21 protein-coding genes are annotated in these 24,387 nt (G+C 69.1%); 12 read left to right on the top strand and 9 right to left on the bottom strand.

Features of this window, described 5'->3' with window-relative positions; genetic code table 11:
• Positions 1-45: 45 nt before the first annotated feature.
• On the bottom strand, positions 46-1,221 hold the full coding sequence (locus tag AruCF_RS11140; RefSeq protein ID WP_049073290.1) for a GGDEF domain-containing protein: 1,176 nt from the start codon (positions 1,219-1,221) through the stop codon (positions 46-48).
• Between the two features lie 143 nt (positions 1,222-1,364).
• Entirely contained in the window at positions 1,365-3,530 is a 2,166-nt protein-coding gene (locus AruCF_RS11135) for a TonB-dependent siderophore receptor (protein WP_235432770.1), read from the bottom strand.
• Between the two features lie 260 nt (positions 3,531-3,790).
• On the opposite strand from AruCF_RS11135, the gene AruCF_RS11130 reads away from it, so the two are divergent.
• The gene (locus AruCF_RS11130) at positions 3,791-4,618 is read left to right on the top strand and encodes a DUF7822 domain-containing protein (protein WP_049073288.1); all 828 of its coding nucleotides are present in this window, start codon (positions 3,791-3,793) and stop codon (positions 4,616-4,618) included.
• 163 nt (positions 4,619-4,781) lie between these two features.
• Complete coding sequence (locus AruCF_RS11125) at positions 4,782-5,690, top strand: DNA/RNA non-specific endonuclease (protein ID WP_080977402.1); 909 nt, start codon at positions 4,782-4,784, stop codon at positions 5,688-5,690.
• Between the two features lie 33 nt (positions 5,691-5,723).
• Here the strand turns inward: AruCF_RS11125 and AruCF_RS11120 are convergent, their stop codons facing one another.
• Positions 5,724-6,449 carry an NAD(P)-dependent oxidoreductase gene (locus AruCF_RS11120; RefSeq protein WP_049073287.1) on the bottom strand — a complete coding sequence of 242 codons (726 nt, stop codon included), beginning with the start codon at positions 6,447-6,449 and terminating at the stop codon, positions 5,724-5,726.
• A gap of 144 nt (positions 6,450-6,593) precedes the next feature.
• Between AruCF_RS11120 and AruCF_RS11115 the strand changes: the two genes are divergently transcribed.
• A complete protein-coding gene (locus tag AruCF_RS11115) occupies positions 6,594-6,989 on the top strand; it encodes an EF-hand domain-containing protein (protein WP_235432769.1) in 396 nt (131 codons plus the stop codon).
• 158 nt (positions 6,990-7,147) lie between these two features.
• Positions 7,148-7,825, top strand: coding sequence for a hypothetical protein (locus tag AruCF_RS11110; RefSeq protein ID WP_049073286.1), 678 nt, complete (start codon positions 7,148-7,150; stop codon positions 7,823-7,825).
• Positions 7,826-7,887: 62 nt separating this feature from the next.
• Here the strand turns inward: AruCF_RS11110 and AruCF_RS11105 are convergent, their stop codons facing one another.
• Entirely contained in the window at positions 7,888-8,685 is a 798-nt protein-coding gene (locus tag AruCF_RS11105) for a hypothetical protein (RefSeq protein ID WP_049073285.1), read from the bottom strand.
• A 61-nt stretch (positions 8,686-8,746) separates the two neighbouring features.
• Between AruCF_RS11105 and AruCF_RS11100 the strand changes: the two genes are divergently transcribed.
• Positions 8,747-9,229 carry a hypothetical protein gene (locus tag AruCF_RS11100; RefSeq protein ID WP_049073284.1) on the top strand — a complete coding sequence of 161 codons (483 nt, stop codon included), beginning with the start codon at positions 8,747-8,749 and terminating at the stop codon, positions 9,227-9,229.
• Positions 9,230-9,245: 16 nt separating this feature from the next.
• Here the strand turns inward: AruCF_RS11100 and AruCF_RS11095 are convergent, their stop codons facing one another.
• Positions 9,246-9,668, bottom strand: a complete 423-nt coding sequence (locus AruCF_RS11095; RefSeq protein WP_049073283.1) for a DUF1801 domain-containing protein — start codon at positions 9,666-9,668, stop codon at positions 9,246-9,248.
• Positions 9,669-9,901: 233 nt separating this feature from the next.
• Here AruCF_RS11095 and AruCF_RS11090 point away from each other — a divergent pair, with 233 nt between their 5' ends.
• The 5 genes from AruCF_RS11090 (at position 9,902) to AruCF_RS11070 (ending at position 16,281) form a co-directional block, all read left to right on the top strand.
• Entirely contained in the window at positions 9,902-11,203 is a 1,302-nt protein-coding gene (locus AruCF_RS11090) for a UDP-N-acetylglucosamine 1-carboxyvinyltransferase (RefSeq protein ID WP_049073282.1), read from the top strand.
• A gap of 75 nt (positions 11,204-11,278) precedes the next feature.
• Positions 11,279-12,073 (top strand): alpha/beta fold hydrolase, encoded by a 795-nt coding sequence (locus tag AruCF_RS11085; RefSeq protein WP_049073281.1) that lies wholly within the window; start codon positions 11,279-11,281, stop codon positions 12,071-12,073.
• Between the two features lie 249 nt (positions 12,074-12,322).
• Entirely contained in the window at positions 12,323-13,774 is a 1,452-nt protein-coding gene (locus AruCF_RS11080) for an NCS1 family nucleobase:cation symporter-1 (RefSeq protein WP_049077710.1), read from the top strand.
• 135 nt (positions 13,775-13,909) lie between these two features.
• Complete coding sequence (locus AruCF_RS11075) at positions 13,910-15,289, top strand: HdeD family acid-resistance protein (RefSeq protein ID WP_049073280.1); 1,380 nt, start codon at positions 13,910-13,912, stop codon at positions 15,287-15,289.
• Positions 15,286-16,281, top strand: coding sequence for an Lnb N-terminal periplasmic domain-containing protein (locus AruCF_RS11070; protein WP_049073279.1), 996 nt, complete (start codon positions 15,286-15,288; stop codon positions 16,279-16,281). Before AruCF_RS11075 ends, AruCF_RS11070 begins: the two co-directional genes overlap by 4 nt.
• Before the next feature lie 63 nt (positions 16,282-16,344).
• Here AruCF_RS11070 and AruCF_RS11065 read toward each other — a convergent pair whose 3' ends face one another.
• Positions 16,345-17,166 carry an alpha/beta fold hydrolase gene (locus AruCF_RS11065; RefSeq protein ID WP_235432768.1) on the bottom strand — a complete coding sequence of 274 codons (822 nt, stop codon included), beginning with the start codon at positions 17,164-17,166 and terminating at the stop codon, positions 16,345-16,347.
• A gap of 88 nt (positions 17,167-17,254) precedes the next feature.
• Positions 17,255-17,917 (bottom strand): TetR/AcrR family transcriptional regulator, encoded by a 663-nt coding sequence (locus tag AruCF_RS11060; RefSeq protein WP_049073277.1) that lies wholly within the window; start codon positions 17,915-17,917, stop codon positions 17,255-17,257.
• Between the two features lie 165 nt (positions 17,918-18,082).
• Here AruCF_RS11060 and AruCF_RS11055 point away from each other — a divergent pair, with 165 nt between their 5' ends.
• Positions 18,083-18,751, top strand: coding sequence for an O-methyltransferase (locus AruCF_RS11055; protein ID WP_049073276.1), 669 nt, complete (start codon positions 18,083-18,085; stop codon positions 18,749-18,751).
• Positions 18,752-18,765: 14 nt separating this feature from the next.
• Here the strand turns inward: AruCF_RS11055 and AruCF_RS11050 are convergent, their stop codons facing one another.
• Positions 18,766-21,450, bottom strand: coding sequence for a hybrid sensor histidine kinase/response regulator (locus tag AruCF_RS11050; RefSeq protein ID WP_049073275.1), 2,685 nt, complete (start codon positions 21,448-21,450; stop codon positions 18,766-18,768).
• Entirely contained in the window at positions 21,443-22,264 is an 822-nt protein-coding gene (locus tag AruCF_RS11045; RefSeq protein WP_083036703.1) for a response regulator transcription factor, read from the bottom strand. Before AruCF_RS11045 ends, AruCF_RS11050 begins: the two co-directional genes overlap by 8 nt.
• A 373-nt stretch (positions 22,265-22,637) precedes the next feature.
• Between AruCF_RS11045 and AruCF_RS11040 the strand changes: the two genes are divergently transcribed.
• On the top strand, positions 22,638-24,371 hold the full coding sequence (locus AruCF_RS11040) for a ShlB/FhaC/HecB family hemolysin secretion/activation protein (RefSeq protein WP_232732868.1): 1,734 nt from the start codon (positions 22,638-22,640) through the stop codon (positions 24,369-24,371).
• Positions 24,372-24,387 lie beyond the last annotated feature (16 nt).

Below are 24,387 nucleotides of genomic sequence, written 5' to 3'. Positions count from 1 at the left end.
GCATTTCGCCGCGCGGGCCGCGCCTCTGGCCGCGACGGCGGCGCCTCAGTCCGCGGCGGCGCGCTCGGGCGCCAGGGCCGCTTCCAGCCGGTTGCCGCCCAGGGACTTGGCGCGATACAGCGCCAGGTCGGCGCGCGCCAGCGCATCGGCCAGTGGCGGCACATCCTCGTCGAAATAGGCCAGGCCGATGCTGACCGTGGCGGCGATGCCCAGGCCGTCGGCCGGGTTGGCGATGGTGGTGGCAAAGCGCCGGGCCGCCGCCGCCCCCAATTGATGGGCGCGGCGCGCGTCGTCGCCCGCCAGCAGCGCGGCGAATTCCTCGCCGCCAAGGCGCGCCAGGATGACCTGCGGCCCGAGCGCATCCCGGGCTACCGTGGCGAACGCCGCCAGCACCAGGTCGCCGGTGTGGTGGCCGTAGCGGTCGTTGATGGCCTTGAACTGGTCCAGGTCGAACGCCAGCACGGCGACAGGCTCGCGCCCCGCGCTGGCCGCGATGAGGCGCGCGCCCTGCTCGAAGAACCAGCGGCGGTTGCCCAGCCGCGTCAGGTAGTCGGTCTGCGACTCGTGCACCAGTTGCACGTGGGTTTCCTCGCGGATCAGCTTGATCAGCGTCATCGGCAGCAGCACCGAATACAGCACCCCTTCGTACATGGTGATGTTGCTGGCCAGCAGTTGCACCCAGGGCCCCTCGGCGGCCACCCACCACGGCAGCAGGAAGGCGCGGCCGAAATAGATCAGCGCGTGCACGCCGGCCACCGCCACGGCGAAGTTGCGGGTTTTCGGCATTCCCATGGCATCGCAGCGCAGCAGTTCCCACGCGGTCAGTGCGCTGACGAGGGCGATGGGCAAGGCGCTGACGTATTTCCACACCACGTCCTGCCCCGGCACGCCGGCCGCCAGCCAGATCAGCGCCATGACCGCCAGCAAGCCCATCGAACGCTTGCGGTAGTGGCGCCCGCTCAGCGAAGCGACGCTGTCCAGCACCAGCAGGTAACCGCCAAGGATCACCAGGTTGCTCAGCGGCGCGCCGATCGCGGCCGGCAGGTCGGCGCGGAACAAGGCGCAGATACAGCCCAGCGCCAGCGTGCCGAAGCCGACCGCCAGGATGCCCAGCGAGCGGCTGCGGTGGGGGTGGGTTCGATACTCCCAGAACGTCAGGCCGGCACTGGCCAGCAGCGTCCCGATAGTGATGAAGTACAGGGTGAGGAGATCGACGTGCATCTCGGCCGGAAAGAGGTGGCACGCCAGGAGGAAATTGCGGCGGCGTTCGCAATTTTAGGGGGAAATCCGCCGCGGATAGGTGACGGGAAAGCGGTCGCCCCGGGGTCATAAGTCCCCAATTTGACCGCGCTCCCGGCGGGACGTCAGAACCGGTAGGTCACGCTCCCGATCACCGTGCGGCGGGTGCCGAAGAAGCAATCGCCGCGGGCAAGGCAGGTACCCACGTACTGTTTGTCGAACAGATTGGTGACGTTCAGCGCCAGGCGCATGGGGCCCGCGTCGTAGGCCAGCACGGCGTCATAGAGGGTGACGGCTGGCACGCCGTTCTGGCCGGTGCCGTCATCGCTGCTGCCGTTGTAGCGCACGCCCGCCCCCGCCAGGAAGCCCGGGGTTCCCATCACGCTGAAGCGGTAGTTGGCCCAGAACGACGCCATGTGTCGGGGAATGCTGGCCAGTTGGCGCCCCTCTTCGGCCGGCGTGCCCTTGGCCACCTTGGCGTCCAGGAAAGTGTAGGTGGCCACCAGATCGACATTGCCCAGCGACGCCAGCGCTTCCAGTTCGGCGCCCTTGGTGCGGGCCTCGCCCACTTGCACCGTGTCGGCAATGCCGTTGACCACGCCGGCGACCTTGCGGTTTTTCTCGGTCATGTCGAACACGCTGGCGGTGACCGTCAGGTTTTCGCCCGGCGGCTGGTACTTCAGGCCTGCCTCCCATTGCTTGCCGCGCAGCGGCTTGAACGCCTGGTTGGCACGGTTGAAGCCGGCCAGGCCCTGAAACGATTCCGAGTAGCTCAGATAGGGATTGAGGCCGGCCTCGGAGCGGTACATCAGGCCAAAGCGCTTGCTCATTTCGCTGTCATCGCGCGACCCGGACGGCGTATCGTCCACCGACGCGCGCGAGCGGTCATGGCGCAGCCCCAGCATCAGCAGCCAACGCTCCCATTCGAGCTGGTCCTGCATGTAGAGGCCCAGCTGGTTGCCGCGCGAGGTCGGCGCGCCGACCGTCGAGGTGGGCGGCGTGAAGTTGCCGTACACGGGGTTGTGCACGTCGATGGGCGCGACCGTGCCGCCCACTCCCTGGCGCGCATCCAGCACGGAACGCTGGTAGTCGATGCCGGTCAGCAGGGTGTGGCGGATCGGGCCGGTCTGGAACTTGAACTGGCCCTGGGTGTCGACCACGAACTGCTTGAGGGTCGGCTGGTTCTGGTAGATCACGCGGCGCAGCAGCGTGTCGCTGCCCGGCACCCAGCCGTGGCCGGCGCCGTTGAAGCCGGCGGTGTAGATGCTGCGATAGTCGACCTCGCTGTGCGTGTAGCGCAGGTTCTGCCGCACCGTGACGTTGTCGTTGAAGGCGTGCTCGAACTGGTAGCCCACCGCGCTCTGCCGGGCGGTGTACTTGTCGAAGTCGGGTTCGCTGACAAAGAAGTCCTGCGGGATGCGGCCGGCCGGCATGCTGGTGAGCGTGCCGCGCCAGGGGAAGAAGCCGACCATCGATCCGCTATTGTCTTTCTGGAAATTGGCCAGCAGCGTCAACGAGGTGGCGGCACTGGGCCGCCAGGTCAACGACGGCGCGATGAAATAGCGATCATCGTCAACGTATTTGACCGAGCTGTCGCTGTCGCGCCCCAGCGCGACCACGCGATACAGCCACTTGCCGTCTTCGTCGATCGGGCCGGTGAGGTCGGCCTGGATCTGCTTGCGGTTGTGGTTGCCGTAGCTGACGCCGATCTCGCGCATCGCCTCGGGCTGCGGCCGCTTGCTGATCTGGTTGACGATGCCGCCGATGGCGCCCTGCCCGTACAGCATGCCCGACGGCCCGCGCAGGATCTCGATGCGCTCCAGCGCGTAGGGATCGGGCCGGGTGTTGTTGTAGGACCCCACGGCGTTGAGCAGGCCGTCGAGGTATTGGGTGGAATCGGTGCCGCGGATCTTGATGGAGTCGCCGCGATTATCCGGCCCGAACGCGCCGGCCGTGACGCCGGCGGTATAGCCCGCCGCCTGCTGCACCGACTGGGCGCCCTGCAGCGTCATGCGATCCTGGGTGATGACGCTGATCGACTGCGGCGTTTCCATCACCGGCGTGTCGGTCTTGGTGGCGGTGGCGGCGCGCTTGGCGACAAAGCCCTGCACGGGGCCGACCGCGGTCTGTTCGACATCGCTGCCCGTGACGGTGACGGCGGGCAAGTGGACCTCGGCAGGGGCGGACTGCGCCAGGGCGGCGCCCGGCAGGCCCAGGCTGAATACGATCAAAGGCAATTGCCGGGCCCGGAAATGCACCGGGCGCCGGCGGGACGAAAGGCGTACAGCCATGGGAACTCCGCTCGCAAGTGAATGGCAATAAGAACCAGTCTTATTACATGTTGAGGCGGAATTATGGTCACACTGTTTCAGCTAAATGCCAGGGACGGGCCGTCCGCGCCAGAAATACCTGGTGGCAAATCGTGGCAGTCTGCAACCGTGCGCCAAGGCCGCCGCGGTTCAATAGCGCCTCGCGGCGGCCAGCGCCGCATCCGTGCCGCGCCCTTCCCCGGAGCCGGCGTCCCGTTTTCCTTCCCACGCGCCGCGCCCCCATGGCCAACCGATCCTATCTCTACAGCCTGAGCAATCGACCCGCCGCCTACGCCGACCGGCCCGAGACCATCACCGGGCTGTCCGAATGGCCCTACGCGGTGCCGTTCTCGTACCGCCTGCTGATGTCGGGCGATCCACAGTTGTGCGCCTCCCTGATCTCCGACGGCCTGGATAACGACGAACCGGAACAGCGCACCCCGCTGCACGCCATCAGCAGCCGCTTCGAGCCGGGGCTGGCGCGGATCAAGCGCTTTGCCGACATCGTGCGGACGACCGTGGCGCCGGGCGGCGCATCAGCCCCCGCGCCCGCCGCGCAAGACGTGGCGCAGAACCCGGAGCCGTCACTGCTGGAGGGCCTGAAGCGCTTGTTCGCGCCGGCCCGCGCGAATACCGAACCGGGCGCGCGGGCGCCGTCCGGACTGCTGGCGGCGCTGGACGAGACCATCGCCTTCCTGGAGGCGCATCGCAACGACTATCTGCTGCTGGAAACGGTCGAACTGGATCTGATGGCGGCGGCGGACAAAGCCGCGCTCAAGACCCAGGTGGAACGGGAGCTGGCGCGTTGCCGGCGCGCGGGCGAAGCGCTCGACGCCTTGCCGGCGGACCCGGCCGAGGCGGGCCGCCAATTGCTGGCGGCCACCCGCGAACGCGGCGCGGCGCCGCTGGACGCCTTCCATGGCCTGCGCCTGGATGACGGCTTCGACGGCGGCGGTAACCAGCGCGTGGATTACATCCTCGGGCTGGAATGGAGCGAGGTGCTGTACTTCGATCTGCACAACCGCGCGGAATTCGAAGCGCAGCGGCGGGAACCCGAAGCAGAGGCCTGATGGTCCGTGGATTGCCCGGCCCCGCCGAGGGGTCCGGGCCGGGTGCGACATCATGTCCCTTCCGGCGCGGGCGCGGCGCGGCGTGACAAATCCGTCACTCATCTACAATCCGGGGTCACCTTGGCCGGCCCGCATGGCGGCCGGTCCGTAGCCCCCAGGTAGCATGACCCGCGCGAAGAAACCCGCTCCCAGAAAGAGAAGCTCCCCCTCCCGATCCCAAAGCCGCGCCGCCGGCCGCGTCCCGCGCTTCCTGCGCGCGCTGATCGTCACCTCGCTCGCCAGTTTCGGCGCCGCCACCTATGTGCTGCATCCGCAATGGAAGATGCCGGCGGCGGTTGGCGACATGCTGTCGCGCCTGGAATGGCCATCGCTGCAGCGCAGCGCGCCGGTGGCCCTGCCCGCGCCCAACGCGGCGCTGGTGCAGACCGCCTTCAGCGACTGTCCGCAGTTCTTCCCGAATGCCCAGCCGCCCGCGGTGCCCGCCGCGCAACGCTTGCGCGAAGTCTGTTTCTCCTCGTTCGCCATCCTGCACAACGGCTCGACCAAGACGCCGGTGTTCGTGGCCGAGCGGCTGAACCGCGAGAACCTGGCGCAGGCCAAGGGACTGCACCGCACCGACAAGTTCTACGCCGAGGCGCGGGTGCCGCGCGCCGAGCGTTCGGAGCTGGATGACTACCGCGGCTCGGGCTACTCGCGCGGCCACATGGCGCCGGCCGGCGACATGGCCACGCCCGAGGCCATGGCGCAGAGTTTTTCGCTGGCCAACATGGTGCCGCAGGACCAGAGCCACAATGCCGGCCCCTGGAGCCGCATCGAGCAGGACACGCGCCAGTATGTGATGCGGGCGGCCGGCGATGTGTATGTCTTCACCGGCCCGGTGTATGGCGACCGTCCCAAGACCATCGGCGCCGGCGTGGCCGTGCCCACGTATCTGTACAAGGTCGTGTACGACGCCACCACGCACCGCTCGTGGGTGCATTGGCAGGCCAACAGCGCCGGCACCAAGGCCGGGCCGCCGATCGGCTACGACGAGTTCGTCAAGCGCACCGGGCTGCGGCTGCTGCCGCAGTAAGCGCGGGCGGGCCGGCCGACCGCGTCCGGCGGTTCAGTCCGGCGCCGTGTCGTAGATCACCGGCATGCGCCCGCGCCACCGCTCCCACGCCGCGCCGCCCACGGCCAGTTCGGCCATGAAATGCGCAACGTTGATGCGGCTGACGCGGCCGGCGTCGAAGATGGCGCTGCGGATGGGCGAAGGGTGCGTCTCGTAGGCGCTGACGGCGTCCCGGTCGATCAGGCTGTCGGGGCGCACGACGACCCACTGAATCAGGGGATGCGCCTGGCCGATGATGGTGCGCAGATAGTCGGAAGCCGCCTCATTGTCCGCGTGCGGCGGCACCAGCGCGCGCACCAGGGCGACCACGCCACGCTGCGCCAGCGAGACCGGCTCGCGCAGGTCGCGGTTGCTGTTGCCGGCGGTATTCATCAGGACGACCCTGACCGGCCGGGCGGGCGCGCTCGCCACGATGGCCCGGCACAGCCGGCGCAGCGCGTCGAGCACCAGCCGCCTGGGCTGGCCATAGATGCCCCGCAGGCTCATGGGATGGCCCAGGCACGATGCCACCGCCGAGCAACCCGCCACGTGGCGCGCCAACGTGGCCTCGTCCAGATCCAATACGCTGGCCTGGATCAGCGACAGGCGCGAATCTCCCCTTAGCGCACGCAGCGCGTCCGGAGATCGCAACAGAGCCCTTACCGGCTCGCCCCGCGCCAGCAATTGCCCGACCAACAGCCGCCCGGTCGCCCCGCTGGCGCCAAGCACAAGGGTTGTCATCGCCGATCCTCTTATTATGTGAATGTGCGATTGAGAACGGCGTCATTGTAGTGAAGCGCGGCGCGCGCGGGATACATCGTGACATGCTATTTGCGCCGAGGCGGCGGTATGATGCGCGCCGCATTCATGCACTCAGGGAGAACCATGAAGAACGTCATCCGGATGGGCCACCTCACCGCGGCGTTGCTGCTTGCCTGCCTTGCCGGCGGCGCCACGGCGGCGTCAACGCCTGCCGCGCCCGCGTCGCCCGCCCCCCAGGCCGGACCGGCCCAGCCCGACCTGACGGGCGCCGGCAACCTCGGTCCCATGAAAGAGCCGGAATACATGGCCCGCATGGAAGCCGCATTCAACAAGCAGGACATCAACGCCGACGCCTACCTGACGCGCGGCCCGCTCCTGCAGGAAGCCACGGCCGAGCAGATCACGGCCATGGATACCGATGGCGATGGCCGCATCAGCAAGGCCGAATTCCTCGCCTACGCGCTCAAGAATTTCAATAACCGCCCTAAGTTCGAGCAGAACCACAACCTGAAGCGATGACCGGGCGCGCGCCGCGCATTGCCTGTTAATTATTGATACACAAGATGGAATCGGCAATCAAGCGGTCGCGGGTGCGTGCTAAGTTACGTCCCCGTTAGCGGCCGCGCCGCGTGGACCTCCATCCCCGCGCGCTTTCCCTTCCCTTTCACACGACCATCATGCACACGAACCCAGATCGCGCCCCGGCCCCGGCCGGAAAGAAACGGATAGCCGGCCTGCTCGCGGTCGCCCTGGGCCTGGCCCTGGGCGCGACCACCGCCTCTTCGCTGGCGGGCGACCTGCCGCCGCGCGGCGGCGGCGCCACCCAGGCGCAGACGCAGCAACCCACGCAACAGCAAGCGCAGCCGCAGGACGAAGGCCGCCTGCCGCCGCGCGGCACGCCCGCCCAGCAGGCCCCGGCCCGCACCTCCGCCCCGGCCCCCGCGCAAGCCCAGCCGCAAGTCCAGGCCCCCGCCGGCGCGCAGCAGAAGACCGAGATCAAGAGCCAGGCCGCCTACGAACGCCTGCTGCACAACAGCGGCATCAGCGTGCAATGGCTGTGGACCGACGAGCGCGGCAAGCTGAACGCGGTTGACGACAACGACGTGGTGCGCCTGGAAGGCGGCCACGCCAACGAAAACGGCTCGGTGACGATCAAGGGCCAGGTGCTGTCGATCTCGGCGGACCGCTTCACTTTCCGCGGCACCATCCTGATCGTGGACGCGCCGGACAAGGGTCGCCGCTGCGAACGCACCGGTGACTACGAGTTCCGCGCCACCGGCAAGCGCAAGTACTGGCGCCTGCAGCAGATGGAAGCGTGCGGCGGCCTGACCGACTACGTCGACATCTACTATTGATCGACACGGCGGCCGCGATGCGGCGCACCTCCGGGCGCCACATCGGGCTCAACCTCCACGTTTCACAGATGCCGGTGGCTGCACGCCATCGGCTGGTCGACCATCTGCCCGATCGCCCGCGCCAGCGCCTCGGCGCTGCCCTCTTCGAGGCAGTTGGCGCGGATCATGCGGAACCCCAACGCCAGGCTGTAATGCCAGTCCAGGTCGAACAGATGGTATTCGCGCCCGTCCGCCGGGTTGCGCCAACGCACCGCCGGATCCTCGTACGCCACGCCGATGAAATCGACGTGCGAGCCGAACGGCGGCAATGCCTCCAGCGGTTCATCCGAGCCCGGCAGGCTCGGCACTTCCAGGTTCTCGCCCACGCCGACATACGGCTCGGGGCCCTCGTAGGCCAGCATCACCACGCTGAACCCGGCCGGGTCGGCGTCGTAATGCGCGCGCTGCGCCGGGTTGAGCAGCGCGCGGGCCGCCGGCCCCAGGCAGAAGTACGGGCCGCGCCAGCTGCTGCGCTCATCGTCGAACGCGGCATCGGGCGCCACGCCGTGCGCCGCCAGCAATGCCAGCGTTTCTTCCAGGGTGTCGCCGTGGCGCACCGGGATGTCGGACGGCAGATGGCCGGCGGACTGGTAGAGCGCGATCACGTCGCCGGTGGTGCGCAGGCCCTCGCGGTACTGGAACGAGCCTTCCTTCAGCCGGGCCAGCCCGTGGCTGAGGGTGTCCAGCGCCTCGCGCGGCACACGGTCGCCGCGCGGCTCCAGCAGATAGCCCTCGGCCAGCAGGCGCGCCTGAAGCGCCGGCCAGTCGGGCGGCGGCAGATGGGGGTAACGGGGAAAGATGAACTGATGATGTTCGGACATCCGGGGCGAACCTCGTAATAGCGTATTCTCTGACGTTCAGGCAACAGCAAGGATATCTGGAATGAACCCGACCGTAATCAAGTGGCTGTCCAGCGTCGGCTTCGGCCTGGTCATTGGCCGCGCCGCCTACGGCGTCATCAACTCACTACTGCAGATGGCCTTCGGGCTGGACCAGCCCGGCGCGCCGCTCGATCCGGTGGCGCTGGACCGCATGCTGATCACGGGCAGCGTGCTGTGCCTCGTGGTGGCGGTGGTGGTGGCGGCGGCGCTGCTGCGCGTGGCCGACAACCGGCGCCGCATTGCGTGGGGCTGCCTGGTGCTGGGCGTGACGCTGATGCTGACCCTGCTGGCCGCCCTGCCGGGAATGGACCTGGGCGGGCATGCCGCCGGCTCGGCCGAGGCGCGCGACGCCAAGACGGCGCTCTTCTTCTGGTTGTTGATCTTCGGCCTGCCCTATCTGGGCGGCGGCCTGGCGCTGACGATCGGCGGCGCGGTCATGCTGCGCAGGTTCCGCGCCCCGGCGAACCGCGGCCCCTCGGCCTGAAGACGGGAGGCGCCGCTCAGGCCGGCTTGGCGTGTTTGCGGGCGGCGGCGGGCGCCTTGCCGCCGGCGGCATTGAGCGCCGCGGCGGCGCGAATCAACGCCGTCAGCGCCTGCGCGTTGATGACCTCGCCCTCGCGGATGTCGATGGCGCGGCGGGCGTTGCCCTGCAGACTGGCGTTGAACAGGCCGGCGGGGTCGGGCAGCGCCGCGCCCTTGGGAAAAGTCAGCTTGACCGCGCGCTGGTAGGTCTCGCCGGTACACAGGATGCCGCCCAGCGACCACACCGGCACCTGCCACTTCCACTCCTCCACCACGCCGGGATCGGCCGCCAGGATCACCTCGCGCACCCGCGCCAGCAACGGGCCGCGCCAGTCGCGCAACTCGCGGATGCGGGCATCGATCAACTGCGACGGGGCTAGCGCGTTCGTGGCGCTGGGCATGGCGATTCCCTGTGGGCGGCGCCGGGCGCGGCGCCTGGCGATCTTTATACCCAAGCCGCCGGCATGCGTCCATGCGGCGGCGCGCCACGCCCTCCCCCCGCGACGTCCGGTCACCGGGTTTGCAGTCTGACACCATTTCCCCTGGGCACGGCCAACGCCCACCGGGCCATGCCGGTACAATTTCCCCCGCGTTTTCCCCTAGCCGTCCCACCTGTCGTCCAAGCTCCTCGCCCATGTCCAATCTCATCGTCCACGGCGGCACGCCCCTGCGCGGCCGCGTCATCCCGTCGGCCAACAAGAACGCGGTGCTGCCGATCCTGTGCGCCACGCTGCTGACCGACCAGCCGCTGCGGCTGCATGGCGTGCCCGACATCACCGACGTGCGCAAGATCCTCGACATCTTCCGCACCCTGGGCAGCGAAGTGCGGCTGGACGAAGCCACCCGCACGCTGGACCTGCACCACCGCGACACCACCTTCGACGCCGCCCGCCACCGCCTGCCGGAAGAGATGCGCTCGTCCATCATGCTGGTGTCGCCGCTGCTGGCGCGCTTTGGCGTGGCGCGGCTGGAAGACAACGTCAAGGGCTGCACGCTGGGCGTGCGCGAGATCGATCCGCACGTGGACATCTTCCGCTCGTTCGGCGGCGAGGTCGAACGCGCCAGCGGCTCGCTGCTGGTGCGCAGCGCCGGTCCGCTCAAGCCGACCCATCACTGGCTCGACTACGCCTCGGTCACCACCACCGAGAACTTCGTGCTGTGCGCGGCCGCCGCGGCCGGCGAATCGACGCTGACCAATGCCGCGTCCGAACCGCACGTGCAGGAGTTCTGCCGCTTCATGACGATGATGGGCGCCGACATCGACGGCATCGGCACCTCGCGCCTGACGGTGCGCGGCGGCGCCACGCTGCGCGGCGGCGAGTTCACCTTCGAGGAAGACTTCCACGAGATCACCACCTTCCTGGCGCTGGGCGCGATCACCGGCGGCGACGTGGTGGTGCGCAACAGCACGCCGTCGAACTTCCCGCTGATCGACCGCACCTTCGCCAAGTTCGGCGTGAAGATCGTGCATGAAAACGGCTGGTCGCGCGCGCTGCGCGACGGCCCGCTGAAGGTGCAGACGCCCTTCACCAGCAACGTGCTGACCAAGGTCGAGGCCGCGCCCTGGCCGTATTTCCCGGTGGACCTGCTGCCCATCTTCATCGCGCTGGGCGTATGCGCCGAGGGCAACGCGATGTTCTGGAACAAGGTCTACGACGGCGCGCTGGGCTGGACCGGCGAGCTGTCCAAGTTCGGCGCGCACGTGTTCTCCTCGGACCCGCACCGCGTCATCACCTTCGGCGGCAATCCGCTGACGCCGGCGGTGGTCGAAAGCCCCTACATCATCCGCGTGGCGATCGCGCTGTTCATGATCGCCAGCAGCATCAAGGGGCGCTCCGAGATCCGCAACGCCACCCCGATCCGCCGCGCCCATCCGCGCTTCGTCGAGAACCTGCGCAGCCTGGGCGTGCAGGTCGAATGGGCGGCCGAGGAATAGCGCGGGCGGTTTTCTATAATCCCGCGATTCCTTCAAACGGCGCCACGGCGCCTTTTTGCTTCCCAGGATCCCTCCATGCCGTCGATTGCCCGCCAGGATGTCCATGTGCCCACCCCGCAAGGCCGCCTGTTCGCGCGGCGCTGGGATCCGGCCGGGCGCGATGTGGACGCGGCGCCGATCGTGCTGCTGCATGATTCGCTGGGCTGCGTCGAACTGTGGCGCGACTTTCCCGAACGCCTGGCCATGGCCACCGGCCGCGCCGTCATCGCCTATGACCGGTTGGGCTTCGGCCGCTCCGATCCCAACCCCGCCACGCTGGCCACGGGCTTCGTCGAGGCCGAGGCCGACGGCGGCTTCCAGGACCTGCGGCGGGCGCTCGACATCGGCCCCTTCATCGCCTTCGGCCACAGCGTCGGCGGCGGCATGGGCATCTGCTGCGCGGCGGCCCATCCGGCGGATTGCCGGGCGCTGATCACCGAGTCGGCCCAGACCTTCGCCGAGGACCGCACGCTCGACGGCATCCGCGCGGCGCAACGCAACTTCGCCGAACCGGGCCAGCTGGACCGACTGAAGAAGTATCACGGCGACAAAGCCGCCTGGGTGCTGAGCGCCTGGGTCGACACCTGGCTGTCGCCGGCCTTCGCGCAGTGGAACCTCGATGACGCGCTGCGCCGGGTGCAATGCCCGGTGCTGGCGCTGCATGGCGAAGAGGACGAGTACGGCTCGACCGCCCATCCCGGCATCATCGCGCGCCTGGCTGGCGGCCGGCAGGCGCTGCTGGAAAACTGCGGCCACGTGCCGCACCGCGAGCAACCGCACATCGTGCTGGACCTGACCAGCCAGTGGCTGCGGGGCGCGCTGCCGGGCTGATTCCTCCGGCCCTCGCCGCTCCCAACGCCCCGCCCCTGGCGCCGCCCGGCCGGCGTCCGCGCCGTTCGCCAGCGTCCCGCGCGCCGCGCCTCCACCGGAAGGGAAAACCCCAGGGGCGATTTGGCGCAAAGGTTGTATACACTATTTGCACACCATAGTACGCGCCAGGCTCCGTCCAAGTGTTGCTGCTGTATTGGTCGGCCCGGCTTCCTTTACGGCCATGCCCACACGTGGGTCAGGGAGCTCGCCATCGATATCCGAAATCCGTCGCCCGGTCTCTACAACGAGGACCTGGCCCCCACCAAGGAGCGCCGCTGGGGCGCCTTCAGCATCTTCAACGTCTGGACCTCGGACGTGCACAGCCTGTGGGGCTACTACCTGGCCGCCAGCCTGTTCCTGCTGTGCGGCAGCTTCGTCAACTTCCTGATCGCCATCGGCCTGAGTTCGCTGGTGATCTTCTTCCTGATGAACCTGATGGGCTATGCCGGCGAGAAGACCGGCGTGCCTTATCCGGTGCTGGCGCGCGCCTCGTTCGGCATCTGGGGCGCCAACCTGGCGGCGCTGGTGCGCGCGGTGGTGGCCTGTTTCTGGTACGGCGCGCAGACGGCGGCGGCCTCGGGCGCCATCGTGGCGCTGCTGGTGCGCAACGACAGCCTGCTCGCCTTCCACCAGAACACGCAATGGCTGGGGCATTCGGGGCTGGAGCTGATCTGTTATGTCGGCATCTGGGCGCTGCAACTGCTCATCATCCAGAAAGGCATGGAGACCGTGCGCCGCTTCCAGGACTGGGCCGGCCCGGCGGTGTGGATCGCCATGCTGGTGCTGGCGGTGGGGCTGTGCGTGAAGGCCGGCGGCTTCAGCCTGGACCACGGCATTCCGATGGACGTGCTGCTCGACAAGACACGCGACGCGGGCGTGAACGGCGCGCCGGGCAGCTTCTGGGCGCTGATGGCGGTGGGCGCGACCTGGATCACCTACTTCGCGGCGCTATACCTGAATTTCTGCGATTTCTCGCGCTATGCCCGCGACAGGCAGGCCGTCAAGCGCGGCAACCTGTGGGGCCTGCCGGTGAACCTGGTGGCGTTCTCGCTGGTGGCGGGCGTCACCACCATCGCCGCCTACAAGGTCTATGGCGAAGTGCTGCTGCACCCCGAGCAGATCTCCACCAAGTTCGACAGCTGGGTGCTGGCGCTGCTGGCCGCGCTGACCTTCGCGGTGGCCACGCTGGGCATCAACGTGGTGGCGAACTTCGTGTCGGCCGCGTTCGATATCTCGAACGTGTTCCCCAAGCGCATCGACTTCAAGCGCGGCGGCTACATCGCGGCGCTGATCGCGCTGGTGCTGTATCCGTTCGCGCCGTGGGAAGGCGGCGCGGCGCACTTCGTCAACGCCATCGGCGCCACCATGGGGCCGCTGCTCGGCATCATCCTGGTGGACTATTACCTGGTGGCCAAGGGCCGCATCAATGTCGCGGCGCTGTATGACGAGCATGGCGAATACCGCTACCAGGGCGGCTGGAACATCAACGCGCTGATCGCCACCGGCATCGGCAGCGTGTTCTCGACCATCCTGCCCAACTTCACCGACCTGCTGCCGGCCTGGTGGGCCACCTACGGCTGGTTCTTCGGCGTGGGAATCGGCGGCAGCGTCTATTGGGTGCTGGCCACGCTGCGCCCGCGCGCGGTCCCGGCCCTGGCCTGACGCGTCCTTGCCCGAGCCGGCCGCCGGGCGCCGGCGCGGGCAGCCGCGACTCGACGTCCGGGGCGCGCTCGCGGTACCCTGCATGCGATATCCGCCCTACGTGGCATCGCACCCTTGCATGGAGACTGCGCCCCCATGAGCCACCTGGTTTTGCTGCTGCTCGGTGTCGACTATCTGCACAAGCGCGCCCGCGCCCTGATGATCGGCGGGTGGCTGATGCTGGGCGCCGGCGCGTTCGTGTTCATCGACGCGCTCGATAACGCGCTCTACTTTCCGCTGAATTTCTTCGCCGCGCTGCTGGTGGTCGAAGGCATCGCCACGCTGGCGATCGCCAAATCGGGGGTCGGTGGCCAGCGCGTGCTGCGCTACACCAAGGGCGTGTTCGTGCTGGCGGCCGGCACCCTGGTGCTGGCGGGCCAGCACCACGGGCATTTCGTGCTGTCGATGATCTTCGGGCTGCTGTTCCTGGTGGACGGGCTGATCCAGTGCATCGCCGCCTACGTGGTGCGCTACCAGCGCTGGCGCGTGGTGTTCGCCTCGGGCGTGGCCGAGGTGCTGCTGGCGATCTTTTTCTTTCAGCCCTACCCCACCCACTACGTCGGCACGGTGCCGTACTGCATCGGCCTGTTCCTGGCGATCTCGGGCGGCAAGCTGCTGTGGCTGGCGCGCCGCGTGCGCAACCTCGATGCCAACCCGGCGCTGGCCGCCAATCCCGATCCCGCCTTCATGCCGACGCGCGCCGACGGCCCGGCGCAGAAGGTGTTCGATGGCCCGCCCCAGGCCAGCGAGCGCGCCCTGACCGTGCATGTATGGACGCCGTCGGGCTCGGCCAGGACCGCAACCCGCCACTACCCGGTGGTCGACCGCTACATCGCGGCCGTGGACATCAATGGCGTCGTGTCCACCGGCCATGCCGCGCTGGAATCGCCCGAGGGCATCTACATCAGCCTGTACCCGGCGGTGGAAATCGACCACTCGCCCGAACAGTTCGGCACGCTGCTGCGCGCCACCGCCGACAACAACGTGCCCGGCGTGTACCAGCCCGACTACGCCACCGAGTCCCAGACCTGGTGCCCGTCGACCATGCAGGTGCGCATCCGCAATTACGACGCGGCCAAGCTGGCGGCGTTCTGGGACGAATACCGCAAGACCGAGATCTACAACCTGACCCACCGCAACTGTTCCAGCTCGGTCTCGGCCGCGCTGGAGGCGGCGCTGGATGGCGTGGTCGGCCGCCTGCATGGCCCGGATGCCGGCTGGGGGGTGATGTGGCGCCTGCTGTTCACGCCCGAGCTATGGGTGGCGGCACAGATCCGCAAGCGCGCCCTGACCATGGCCTGGACCCCGGGCCTGACGCTGGACTATGCGCGCGCGCTCAGCATGCTGGCCGACCCGCGCCCGTTCGGCTGGTGGAAGATGTCGCAGGCGGCGCTGCGCCAGATCGCCGCGCTGCGCGCCGGCTGGCGCCGCCAGGACCGCGAGGCCGTCGCCCGCAACGCCCAGACCCAGTCATGACGGGGCTGCTGGCGGCCGTGGTGGTCGCGGGCGCGCTGTGGGGCGCGCTGGCGCTGTGGTTCCAGTCGCCCGGCGGGGGCCGCGCGCGCGTGCTGGCGCCGCTGGCCTGGCTGGCACTGGCCGCCGCCGCGCTGGCCGGATTGGCCTGGGGATATCGGTTGCCCGCCGCGGTGTTCGCGGCAATGCTGCTGATTCTGCTGGCCTGGTGGATCTGGGGCATGCGGCCATCCAACGATCGCGACTGGATGCCGGAAGTGGCCCGCACCACCTACGGCGAGGTGGACGGCGACCGCCTGACGCTGCATAACGTGCGCAACTTCGACTGGCGCTCGCGCACCGACTTCGACGCGCGCTGGGAGACCCGCCGCTACGATCTGTCGAAGCTGGCCTCGGTGGACCTGGCGCTGTCGTATTGGGGCCGGCCGGCGATCGCGCATGCGCTGGTGTCGTTCGGGTTCACCGATGGCCAGTACGTGGTGTTCTCGGTGGAAATCCGGCGCAAGCGCAATGACACATTCTCGGAGATCGGCGGATTCTTTCGTCAGTACGAATTGTCGGTGCTGGCCTCGGCCGAGGAAGACAGCCTGCGCGTGCGCACCAACGTGCGCGGCGAGGACGGCTACCTTTACCGCGTACACATGCCGGCGGGCGCGCCGCGCAAACTGCTGCTGTCGTACGTGGACACGGCCACGCGCCTGCGGCGCCAGCCGCGCTTCTACAACACGCTGACGGCCAACTGCATCACCATCGTGTACCGGCTGGCCGACAAGATCGTGCCGGGACTGCCGCTGGATTACCGCCTGCTGCTGTCCGGGTATCTGCCGGAATACCTGTACCGGCTCGGCGCCCTGGCGGGCGCGGACAGCTTGCAGGCCTACCGCGACGCCGGCCGCTACACCGAACGGGCCCGCGCCACGCAGGACGCGGCGCGGTATTCGCGCAACATCCGGCGCGGCGTGCCGGGCGTGCCGCCGACCGAAGCGGGCACGTGACCATGGCGCTGACCGCGCGTCAGGTCAGGATCAGGCCGCCGTCCGACAACAGGATCTCGCCCGTCAAGCCGCCCCATCCGGGCGGCGGATGAACGCGGCGATGCGCGCGGTGAAGTCGGCGGGACGCTCCAGGCTCGGCAGGTGCGCGGCCCCTGCCACTTCCCAGGGCGTGCCATGGGGCAGCCGCGCCGCGACCAGGCGTGCCCGTTCCTGTATGTGGGGAAAGTCCAGGCTCCCCCAGGCCACCAGCGTCGGCGCCTGGCATTCGGACAAGCGATCGAAGGCGGGCACCGCATCGGCGCTGACGCCGACCGGCGCGGCCCGCAGCACGCGGCCGTTCATGTCCAGGAACTGCTCGCGCAGCACGCCGCCGACCCGGCCTTCGGCGGCCAGCGGACCATCCAGGAACAGCCGCGCCTTGAGCGCGTTGACGCGGTCGATGTCGCCGGCCGCTTCGGCGGCCTTCAGCGACTGCATCAGCGCCTGCATCGCGGGCGCCAGGTCGGCCTCGGGCGCGCCGGCCACCGTGGGCGATATCAACACCAGGCCCCGTACCCGGGCGGGGTGCATCAGGGCCGCGTCCAGGGCCACGCGAGCGCCTTGCGAACACCCCACCAGGACGGCGGGCGCGTCGCCCGTGGCCGCGTCCAGCACCGCGATCAGGTCGGCAACGGCCGAATGCGTCGCGGGCTCGGCGCGGGTGTCGCCGGCGCCGCGCCGGTCATAGGCGATGGCGCGATAGCCGGCGCCCAGGCCGTCGAGCTGGGCGCGCCACATGCGGCGATCGCATACCGCGGCGTGCAGGAAGACCACGGGAATGCCATCGCCCACGGCCTGCGCGGCCAATACGGCCTGGCCGCTCATCACGTCAAATACGGAATGCACGCATGACCTCGTCAAGGAGCCGGAGAGCGGCCATCTTACTCCCGCGCCGACGGCCCGCATGAAGGTCGCCGCGGCGCGGACCGCCGGGCTACTTGCGGGCCTGCCGGCGCGCCGGACCGGCGCCGCCCGCCAGGCTGTCGAGATACGCGCACAGCATATCGGCCAGCGCGTCCGCGTAGGTCTCGATCTCGGCCTCGGTGCGCGGGCTTTCCGAGAACTGCTTGCCGACGGCGCTGAGCGTGTGGGTGATGAGATCGCCGGCCAGCGCGCGGGTGGCGTCGCTGGCCTGAGGCAAGGCCTCGCCGAGAAAGGCGAGCACGATGCGGCCGCCCTCTTCCTTGGTGGCGCGCGCCTCGGGTGCGTCGCGGTAGAGCGGCGCGGCGTCGTTCAGGGCCACGCGCATCACGGCTTCTTCGCATTCCGAGCGCACGAAGGCATGCACCAGGTTGCGCAGCCGCCGGGGCGGCGCGTGGCGGGTGTCTTCGAGCAGGCGTCGCAACAGGTCGGAAGTCTGCTGCCATTCCTGCGTCTGCAGCCGGTACAGGATGGCGGCCTTGTTGGGGAAGTATTGATAGAGCGAACCGATGCTGACGCCGGCCTTCTCGGCCACGCGGGCAGTGGTAAAGCGCGTGGCCCCCTCCTTGGCCAAAACCTGAGCCCCCGCCTGCAGGATGGCCGCGACCAGCTCGGCCGAACGGGCCTGCTGCGGCTGTTTTCTCTCGGAAAGCCGGGTACTGCGGCGTGGGGTCATGGCGGCGCGCGAAATGCGAATAGGGAAATGCGACGAATTCGTCGTATTCTAAACCGGTGCCCTCGCCCCTTCAACGCCGACGCTTTCGCGCCGCTGGAGGGCGTTCATCCCACAGGCCGCGGCATCGCCCCGGCCGCCTTGCCCCCCGACTGGAAACGCATCACCATGACCAACACCCTGACTTCCGCTCCCCTGGCCCCGCTGCTCGACCGGCTGTTCACGCAGGCCGAGGCCTCCTGGGCCAGTGCCGACCCCGCCCTGGCCAACATGTCCGACGCCGAACAGGCGCGGCTGATGCGCAGCAAGACCGAATACCGCGAGTTCTACGGCCGCATGAAGGACCTGCCGCTGGCCGTATCGCCCGAGACCGGCACGCTGCTGTACATGCTGGCGCGCAGCACGCAGGCGCGGTCCATCATCGAGTTCGGCACCTCGTTCGGCATCTCGACCCTGCACCTGGCGGCGGCGCTGCGCGACAACGGCGGCGGCCGGCTGATCACTACCGAATTCGAGCCGTCCAAGGTCTCGCTGGCCAGCGGCCACCTGGCCGAAGCCGGCCTGGCCGACCTGGTGGAACTGCGCCAGGGCGACGCGCTGCAAACGCTCGCCACCGGGCTGCCGGACCGCATCGACCTGGTCCTGCTCGATGGCGCCAAGGCGCTCTATTCGGACGTCCTGGCATTGCTGGAGGACCGCCTGCGGCCCGGGGCGCTGATCGTGGCGGACAACGCCGATCATTGCCCGGAATACCTGGCGCGGGTGCGTTCGCCGGCGTCGGGCTACCTGTCGACGCCCTTCGGCGGCGACGTGGAACTGTCGATGCGGCTGGGGTAGGACGCGGCGCCGGCTCACGCCACCGGCATGCGCTCGCACAGTTTGCCGATGGCCGCGAGATCGCCCAGCCGCGCCAGGCGCTGCACCTGCTGGCTGAAATCCGCAAAGGCCGGATCGCGCGCCTGCACGGCGCGGGCCCAATCCATCAGGTCCGAGATGCCGCCGATGTCCAGCAGGCGCTGCACCTGTTCCAGTTCGGCGCGCGACAGGCGCGGCATCGGTGACGGCGCCGGGGCCGGCTCGCCGGCCGTCGAGGGCGTCGGCAGATGCAGCAGGCGGCCCAGCAAGTGGCGCAGCTCAACCAGATTGATGGGCTTGAGCAGGCTGGCGTCATAGCCGACGCCGTCCAGGGCCGCGGTCTCTTGCGGCGTGGCCGATACCGCCACCACCGGCAGGTCCGGCCAGCGCGCGCGAGCCGCCCGCAGCACGGCCGAGCCGTCGGCGCCTTCCATGCGGTGATCGGTCAGGATCAGGTCGGGCCGGCGCGCGTCGTCGGCCTGGATGCGCGCCACCATGCCGCGGCCGTTGGCCTCGCTTTCCACCTGGAAGCCCAGGCTGGCCAGTTCCTCGACCAGGAACTCGCGGATTTCCGGCGTGTCCTCGGCCAGCCAGATGCGCCGCCCGGATCCGTCCAGCTGGGGCAGCACATGCGCCGCGGCAGCGATGTAGTGGTGCGAGACGCGCGATTCGTCCACCTGCCTGAGCGGCAGCGACACGCTGATGGTGGTGCCCTGGCCCACTTCGCTGTCGACGTGGATGCGGCCGTTCATGCGCTGCACCCATTGCTGGACGATGGCCAGGCCTAGCCCGACGCCGGGCTGGCTCTCGGCCGCGCCCAGCCGCTGGAACGGCTCGAAGATGTGCTGCCGGTCGGCGGGCGCGATGCCGCATCCCGTATCGCGCACCGACAGCGTCAACCAGCCCGTGGCTTCGCCCGCGCCCGGGGCGGCATAGTCCGCCGTCAGCGTGAGCACGCCGCCACGCGTGAACTTGGCCGCGTTGTCGACCAGATTGGACAGCACCTGCCGCACCCGCTTGCCATCCATCTCCAGCACGGCGGGCAGCGTGTCCGACAGCCGCAGGTCGAAGCGATTGTCCTGCCGCGCCGCGATCGGCGCCGCTTCCTTGGCCACGGCGTCGAGCAGGGCGTGCACGTATTCGGGCGCCAGGCGCAGGGCCTGGCCGCCCGCGCCGGCGGCATAGTCGATCAGGTCGTTCACCATGCCCAGCATGTGGTCGGCGCTGCGGCGGATGACGGCGCCGCGCGGCGCGTCGTCGCGGCCGCCGGCCTGGATCAGGTCGGCGAAGCCGATGATCGAGGTCAGCGGCGTGCGCAGGTCGTGGCTGATGCGCGCCAGGAAGTCCTGGCGCACGCGGCCGGCCTCGTCGGCCAGGATCAATGCCGCCTGCAGCGCCTGGGTGCGCTCGGTGACGGCCTGATCCAGCCGCTGGTGTTCGCGTTCGCGCGCCTGCGCCAGTTCGCGCTGGGCCGCCAGCCGTTCCTGGCGATGCTGGCGCGAACGGCCATGCAGCAGCACGGCCAGCATCAGCGACACCGACAGCAGATCCCAGGCGACTTCCGGCCCGCCGATCCAGCGGCCCGGCAGCAGGCCCTGGATATAGGCCACCCGCAGGAACAGGCAGGAACAATAGATCGCAAACGACAGCAGGAAGATGCGCGCATTGGCATGGCCGCGGCGCCAGCCGTCCGCCATGGACACCAGCCATACCAGCGCCCACAGGAAGATCAGCCCGATCAGCGCCTGCGCCGCTTCGCGGTAGTCGCCCAGCGCGGCCCAGACCGCGCCGGCCACGCCCGCGGCAATCAGCGCCAGATAGACCCGGCGCCAGATGCGCACCCGATGCAGGTCGGCGAACAGCATCGCCATCAGCCCGAACAGCGACGCCGCCAACGTCGCCAGGACGCTGGGCGCGCGCAGCACCAGTTCGCCGCCGCCGGTCAAAACATACCGATACAGCAGCCCCTGGAACGACAGGCTGTAGAGGATTTCGACGAAGATGGCGCAGGACAGCAGCAGGTAGACCGGATCGCGCTGGGCCGCGCCCAGCACCCCGGCATACAGGCCCACCATCATGAGCGCGCCGATCAGCAGCGCCACCACCATGGTGTTGCGCTGGGTCACGCCGACGAAGGCCGCGGGCGTGCGCAGGGTGGGCTCCATGCTGATGGCCGAACGGCTCTGCACCCGCACCAGCACCGTCATGCGCTGGCCCGGTTCGAGCCGCAGCGGCACCACGGACACCGTGGCCGGCACCTCGCGCCGCGCCAGGGGCTCGCGGTTGCCCGCCAGCAGGATGCCCGACGGCTGCCGCTGCCCCGGCGCGAACAGATAGAAGCGCACGTCCTCCAGCCGGGGCACGCCGAACGAGAGCCAGCGTTCCTGGGCGCGGTCGGAGGTATTGCTGACCTCCAGCCTGAGCCAGAACGCCGAGGCGGAATACCCCCGGTTGAGCCAGCGGGCGGTCACCGGCTGCCAGGCGCCGTCCAGGACCTGACTGGCTTGCTGGTCGGCGGCCTTGTCCTCGATGCCCCGCAGCTCGCCGACCAGCGGCAGCGTGCCGCCCAACGTGCTCAGGTCGATGACGGGCTGCGCATCCTGCCCGCGCGCGGGCAGGCTCAGGCAGGACAGGGCCAGCCACAGCAACCAGGCCAGCCAGCCCAGGCGACGATCAGGCATGGGGATCCTGCTCCTGGCGCAAGGCGGTGGGCGCCATGCCGAAACGCTCGCGGAAAGCGGTGGAAAAATTGCCGCGGTTGCCATAGCCCACCGCCTGCGAAATGGCCTGGATGTCCAGGCCGGTCTCGCACAGCAGGCGGCGCGCCTCGCGCATGCGCTCTTCGCGCAGGAACTCGAACACGGTGGTGCCGGCGCAGCGGCGGAACGCCTGGTTCAACCGACGGGCGTTGGTGCCCAGCGCCTGGGCCAGGGCCACCAGCTCGGGCGTGTGGTCCAGCCGTTCACGCAGCAGCTTGCGCGCGGCGCGAAACAGCACGCCATCGAGCGACGTGCCGGTGGCGGCGGACGACGTCCCTTCCTCGGGCGCCTTGGCGGGCGGCGCCGCGGCTGGCGCGGGCGCCACCCGCAGATGTATCAGCAGGCGCAGGCGCACTTCCTCGAAATCGAACGGCTTGGCGACGTAGTCGACGGCGCCCGCCGACAGGCCCGCCACCCGGTCCATGGGCAGCGACGCGGCGGTCAGGAAGATGACGGGGATGGCGCGCGTGGCCTGGTCGGCCTTCAGCAGCCGACAGGCCGCGAGGCCGTCGCAGCCCGGCATGTTCACGTCCATCAGGATGATGTCCGGCTGCACCAGCTGCGCCTTGCGATAGCCGTCGTTGCCGTCCTCGGCCACGTACACCCGGCAGTCCTGGCTGGTCAGGAAATCCACCAGCAGCATGCGGTCCTCGGGGCGATCCTCGACGACCAGCACGCGCAGGCCGGCAAGCTGGCCCGGGATAAGCGGATAGGAGGCGTCATTCATGCCGCGCATTCTTTCATGCCGGCCGGCGGACGCGTTGGTACCAAGCGACAAAACCATGCCGGTTTTGTGAATATTTTTCCTTGTGGCAAACGTGCCGTGCATTCCGGCAAACCTCGCAGGCGCAATCATTATTCACACATGATAGTGTTTGTTACACGAAGCTACTCGTCCGTAATGGCGATTGCTTTCGTCCCCGGGCCGCTGTAGACCACGCCCTTCTCCGGGGGAAAACCCCAACCGGGCCGGCCGAATGGCCGCCGGCAAGAATCCCGCACTGCACCGTACTTGTAAAGAACTTTAGAAAGATTGTTTATAGAAGTCTAAGAAATATATCAAAAAATATCATTTAAATCCGAATGTAACGATTGCTGTCCGAGCACCCATGCGCCGCCTATCCGAACCCCGCCGTCCCGCCGTCCATTGCCAGCCCCCCTCTTCCCTGCGCGCCGGCCTTGCCGCCGTGCTGCTGGCGCTAGCCGCCGGACCGGTGGCCGCGCAGAACGTGCCCATCCAACTGCCCTCGGGCGCCGAACCGGGCCGCCAGTTGCCCCAGCCGGTGATGCCGGAAAGCACCCCCACCGCGCCGCCGGTGACGGTGCAGCAAGGCGGCGCCACCGAGGCGCCCGCCGGCGCCGACAAGCTGACCTTCACGCTGACCGACATGCGCATCGAAGGCATCACCCGCTACCCCGCCGATACCGTGCGTCCGCTCTACCAGGACCTGATCGGCAAGACCATCACGGTGGCGGACGCGTTCAAGGTCGCCAATGACATCGAGCTGCGCTACCGCAACGACGGCTACGTCACCACGCGCGTGATCGTGCCGGCGCAGACCATCGATGACGGCCATTTCCGCATCGTGGTGGTCGAGGGCTACATCGCCGACGTCAAGTACGACGGCGACATCGGCCCGGCGCAGGCGGCGATCGAAAAGCTGGTGCAGCGCCTGCGCGGCGTGCGTCCGATCAACGTGGCGGAAGTCGAGCGCCAGCTGCTGCTGGCCAACGACCTGAACGGCATGACCGTGCGCGCCTCGCTGGAAGCCTCGCCCAAGGACGTGGGCGGCTCGGTGCTGGTGGTGCACAGCGAACGCAAGGCGGTGGACGCGCGCCTGGGCATCGACAACCGCGCCTCGCCCTACCTGGGCTGGAGCGAAATGACCGGCCAGGTCACGCTGAACTCGTTCGGCGCGCGCGCCGACAGCCTGACCCTGACCGGCCGCGTGGGCTTTCCGGCCTACCGCAGCAAGGCCGTGGGCGCCAACTACGACATGCTGGTCACCGACAGCGGCATGACGCTCGACATCGCCGCCAGCTACGCCAAGAGCGAACCGGGCCGCGACCTGGCGCCGCTGAACGTGGCCAGCGACGTGCAGGCCTATTCGGCCACCGCCACCTATCCGCTGATCCGCTCGCGCCTGCAGAACCTGCGCGCCTTCGGCATGCTGGACGTGCGCAACGTCACCACCGACATCACCGGCATCCCCTTCACGCGCGACCGCCTGCGCGTACTGCGCGCCGGCCTGAGCTACGACCGCACCGACAGCTGGAACGGCATCACGGCCGTGCGCGGCACCGTGCACCAGGGCCTGGACGCCATGGGCGCCTCCAAGGAAGGCAACGAACTGGCCTCGCGCGCCAAGGGCCGTCCGGATTTCCTGAAGTTCACCGCCGAACTGACCCGCCTGCAGCAGTTGTCCGACCGCTTCAGCCTGGTGGCCACCTTCGCCGGCCAGTACAGCGCCAACCCGTTGCTGGCCAGCGAGGAATTCGCGCTGGGCGGCCCCAACTTCGGCCGCGGCTATGACGACGGCGAAATGTCGGCCGACTCGGGCATGGCGGCCTCGCTGGAACTGCGCTACGCCGTGTCCTCCGACCGCTTCCTGCCCAGCGGCGCGCACGTCTACACGTTCGTGGACGGCGGCCGCATCTGGTCGCGCAGCGAAAGCGCGCCGCTCACGCGCGCCAAGCTGTCCTCGTACGGCGCCGGCATGCGCGCCAACCTGACCAAGAACCTGTACGCCACGATCGAAGTGGCCAAGCCCATGAGCTCCGATGTGCTGACCCAGGGCAACAAAGATCCCCGCGTGTTCTTCAGCCTCTCGGCCCAGTACTAATCCGCGACAGAAAAGC

The sequence above is a fragment of the Achromobacter ruhlandii genome (assembly GCF_002082135.1).
Lineage (GTDB): Bacteria > Pseudomonadota > Gammaproteobacteria > Burkholderiales > Burkholderiaceae_B > Achromobacter > Achromobacter ruhlandii.
Note: the sequence above shows the minus strand (reverse complement) of the source record. Positions and strands in the feature narration are given on the sequence as shown.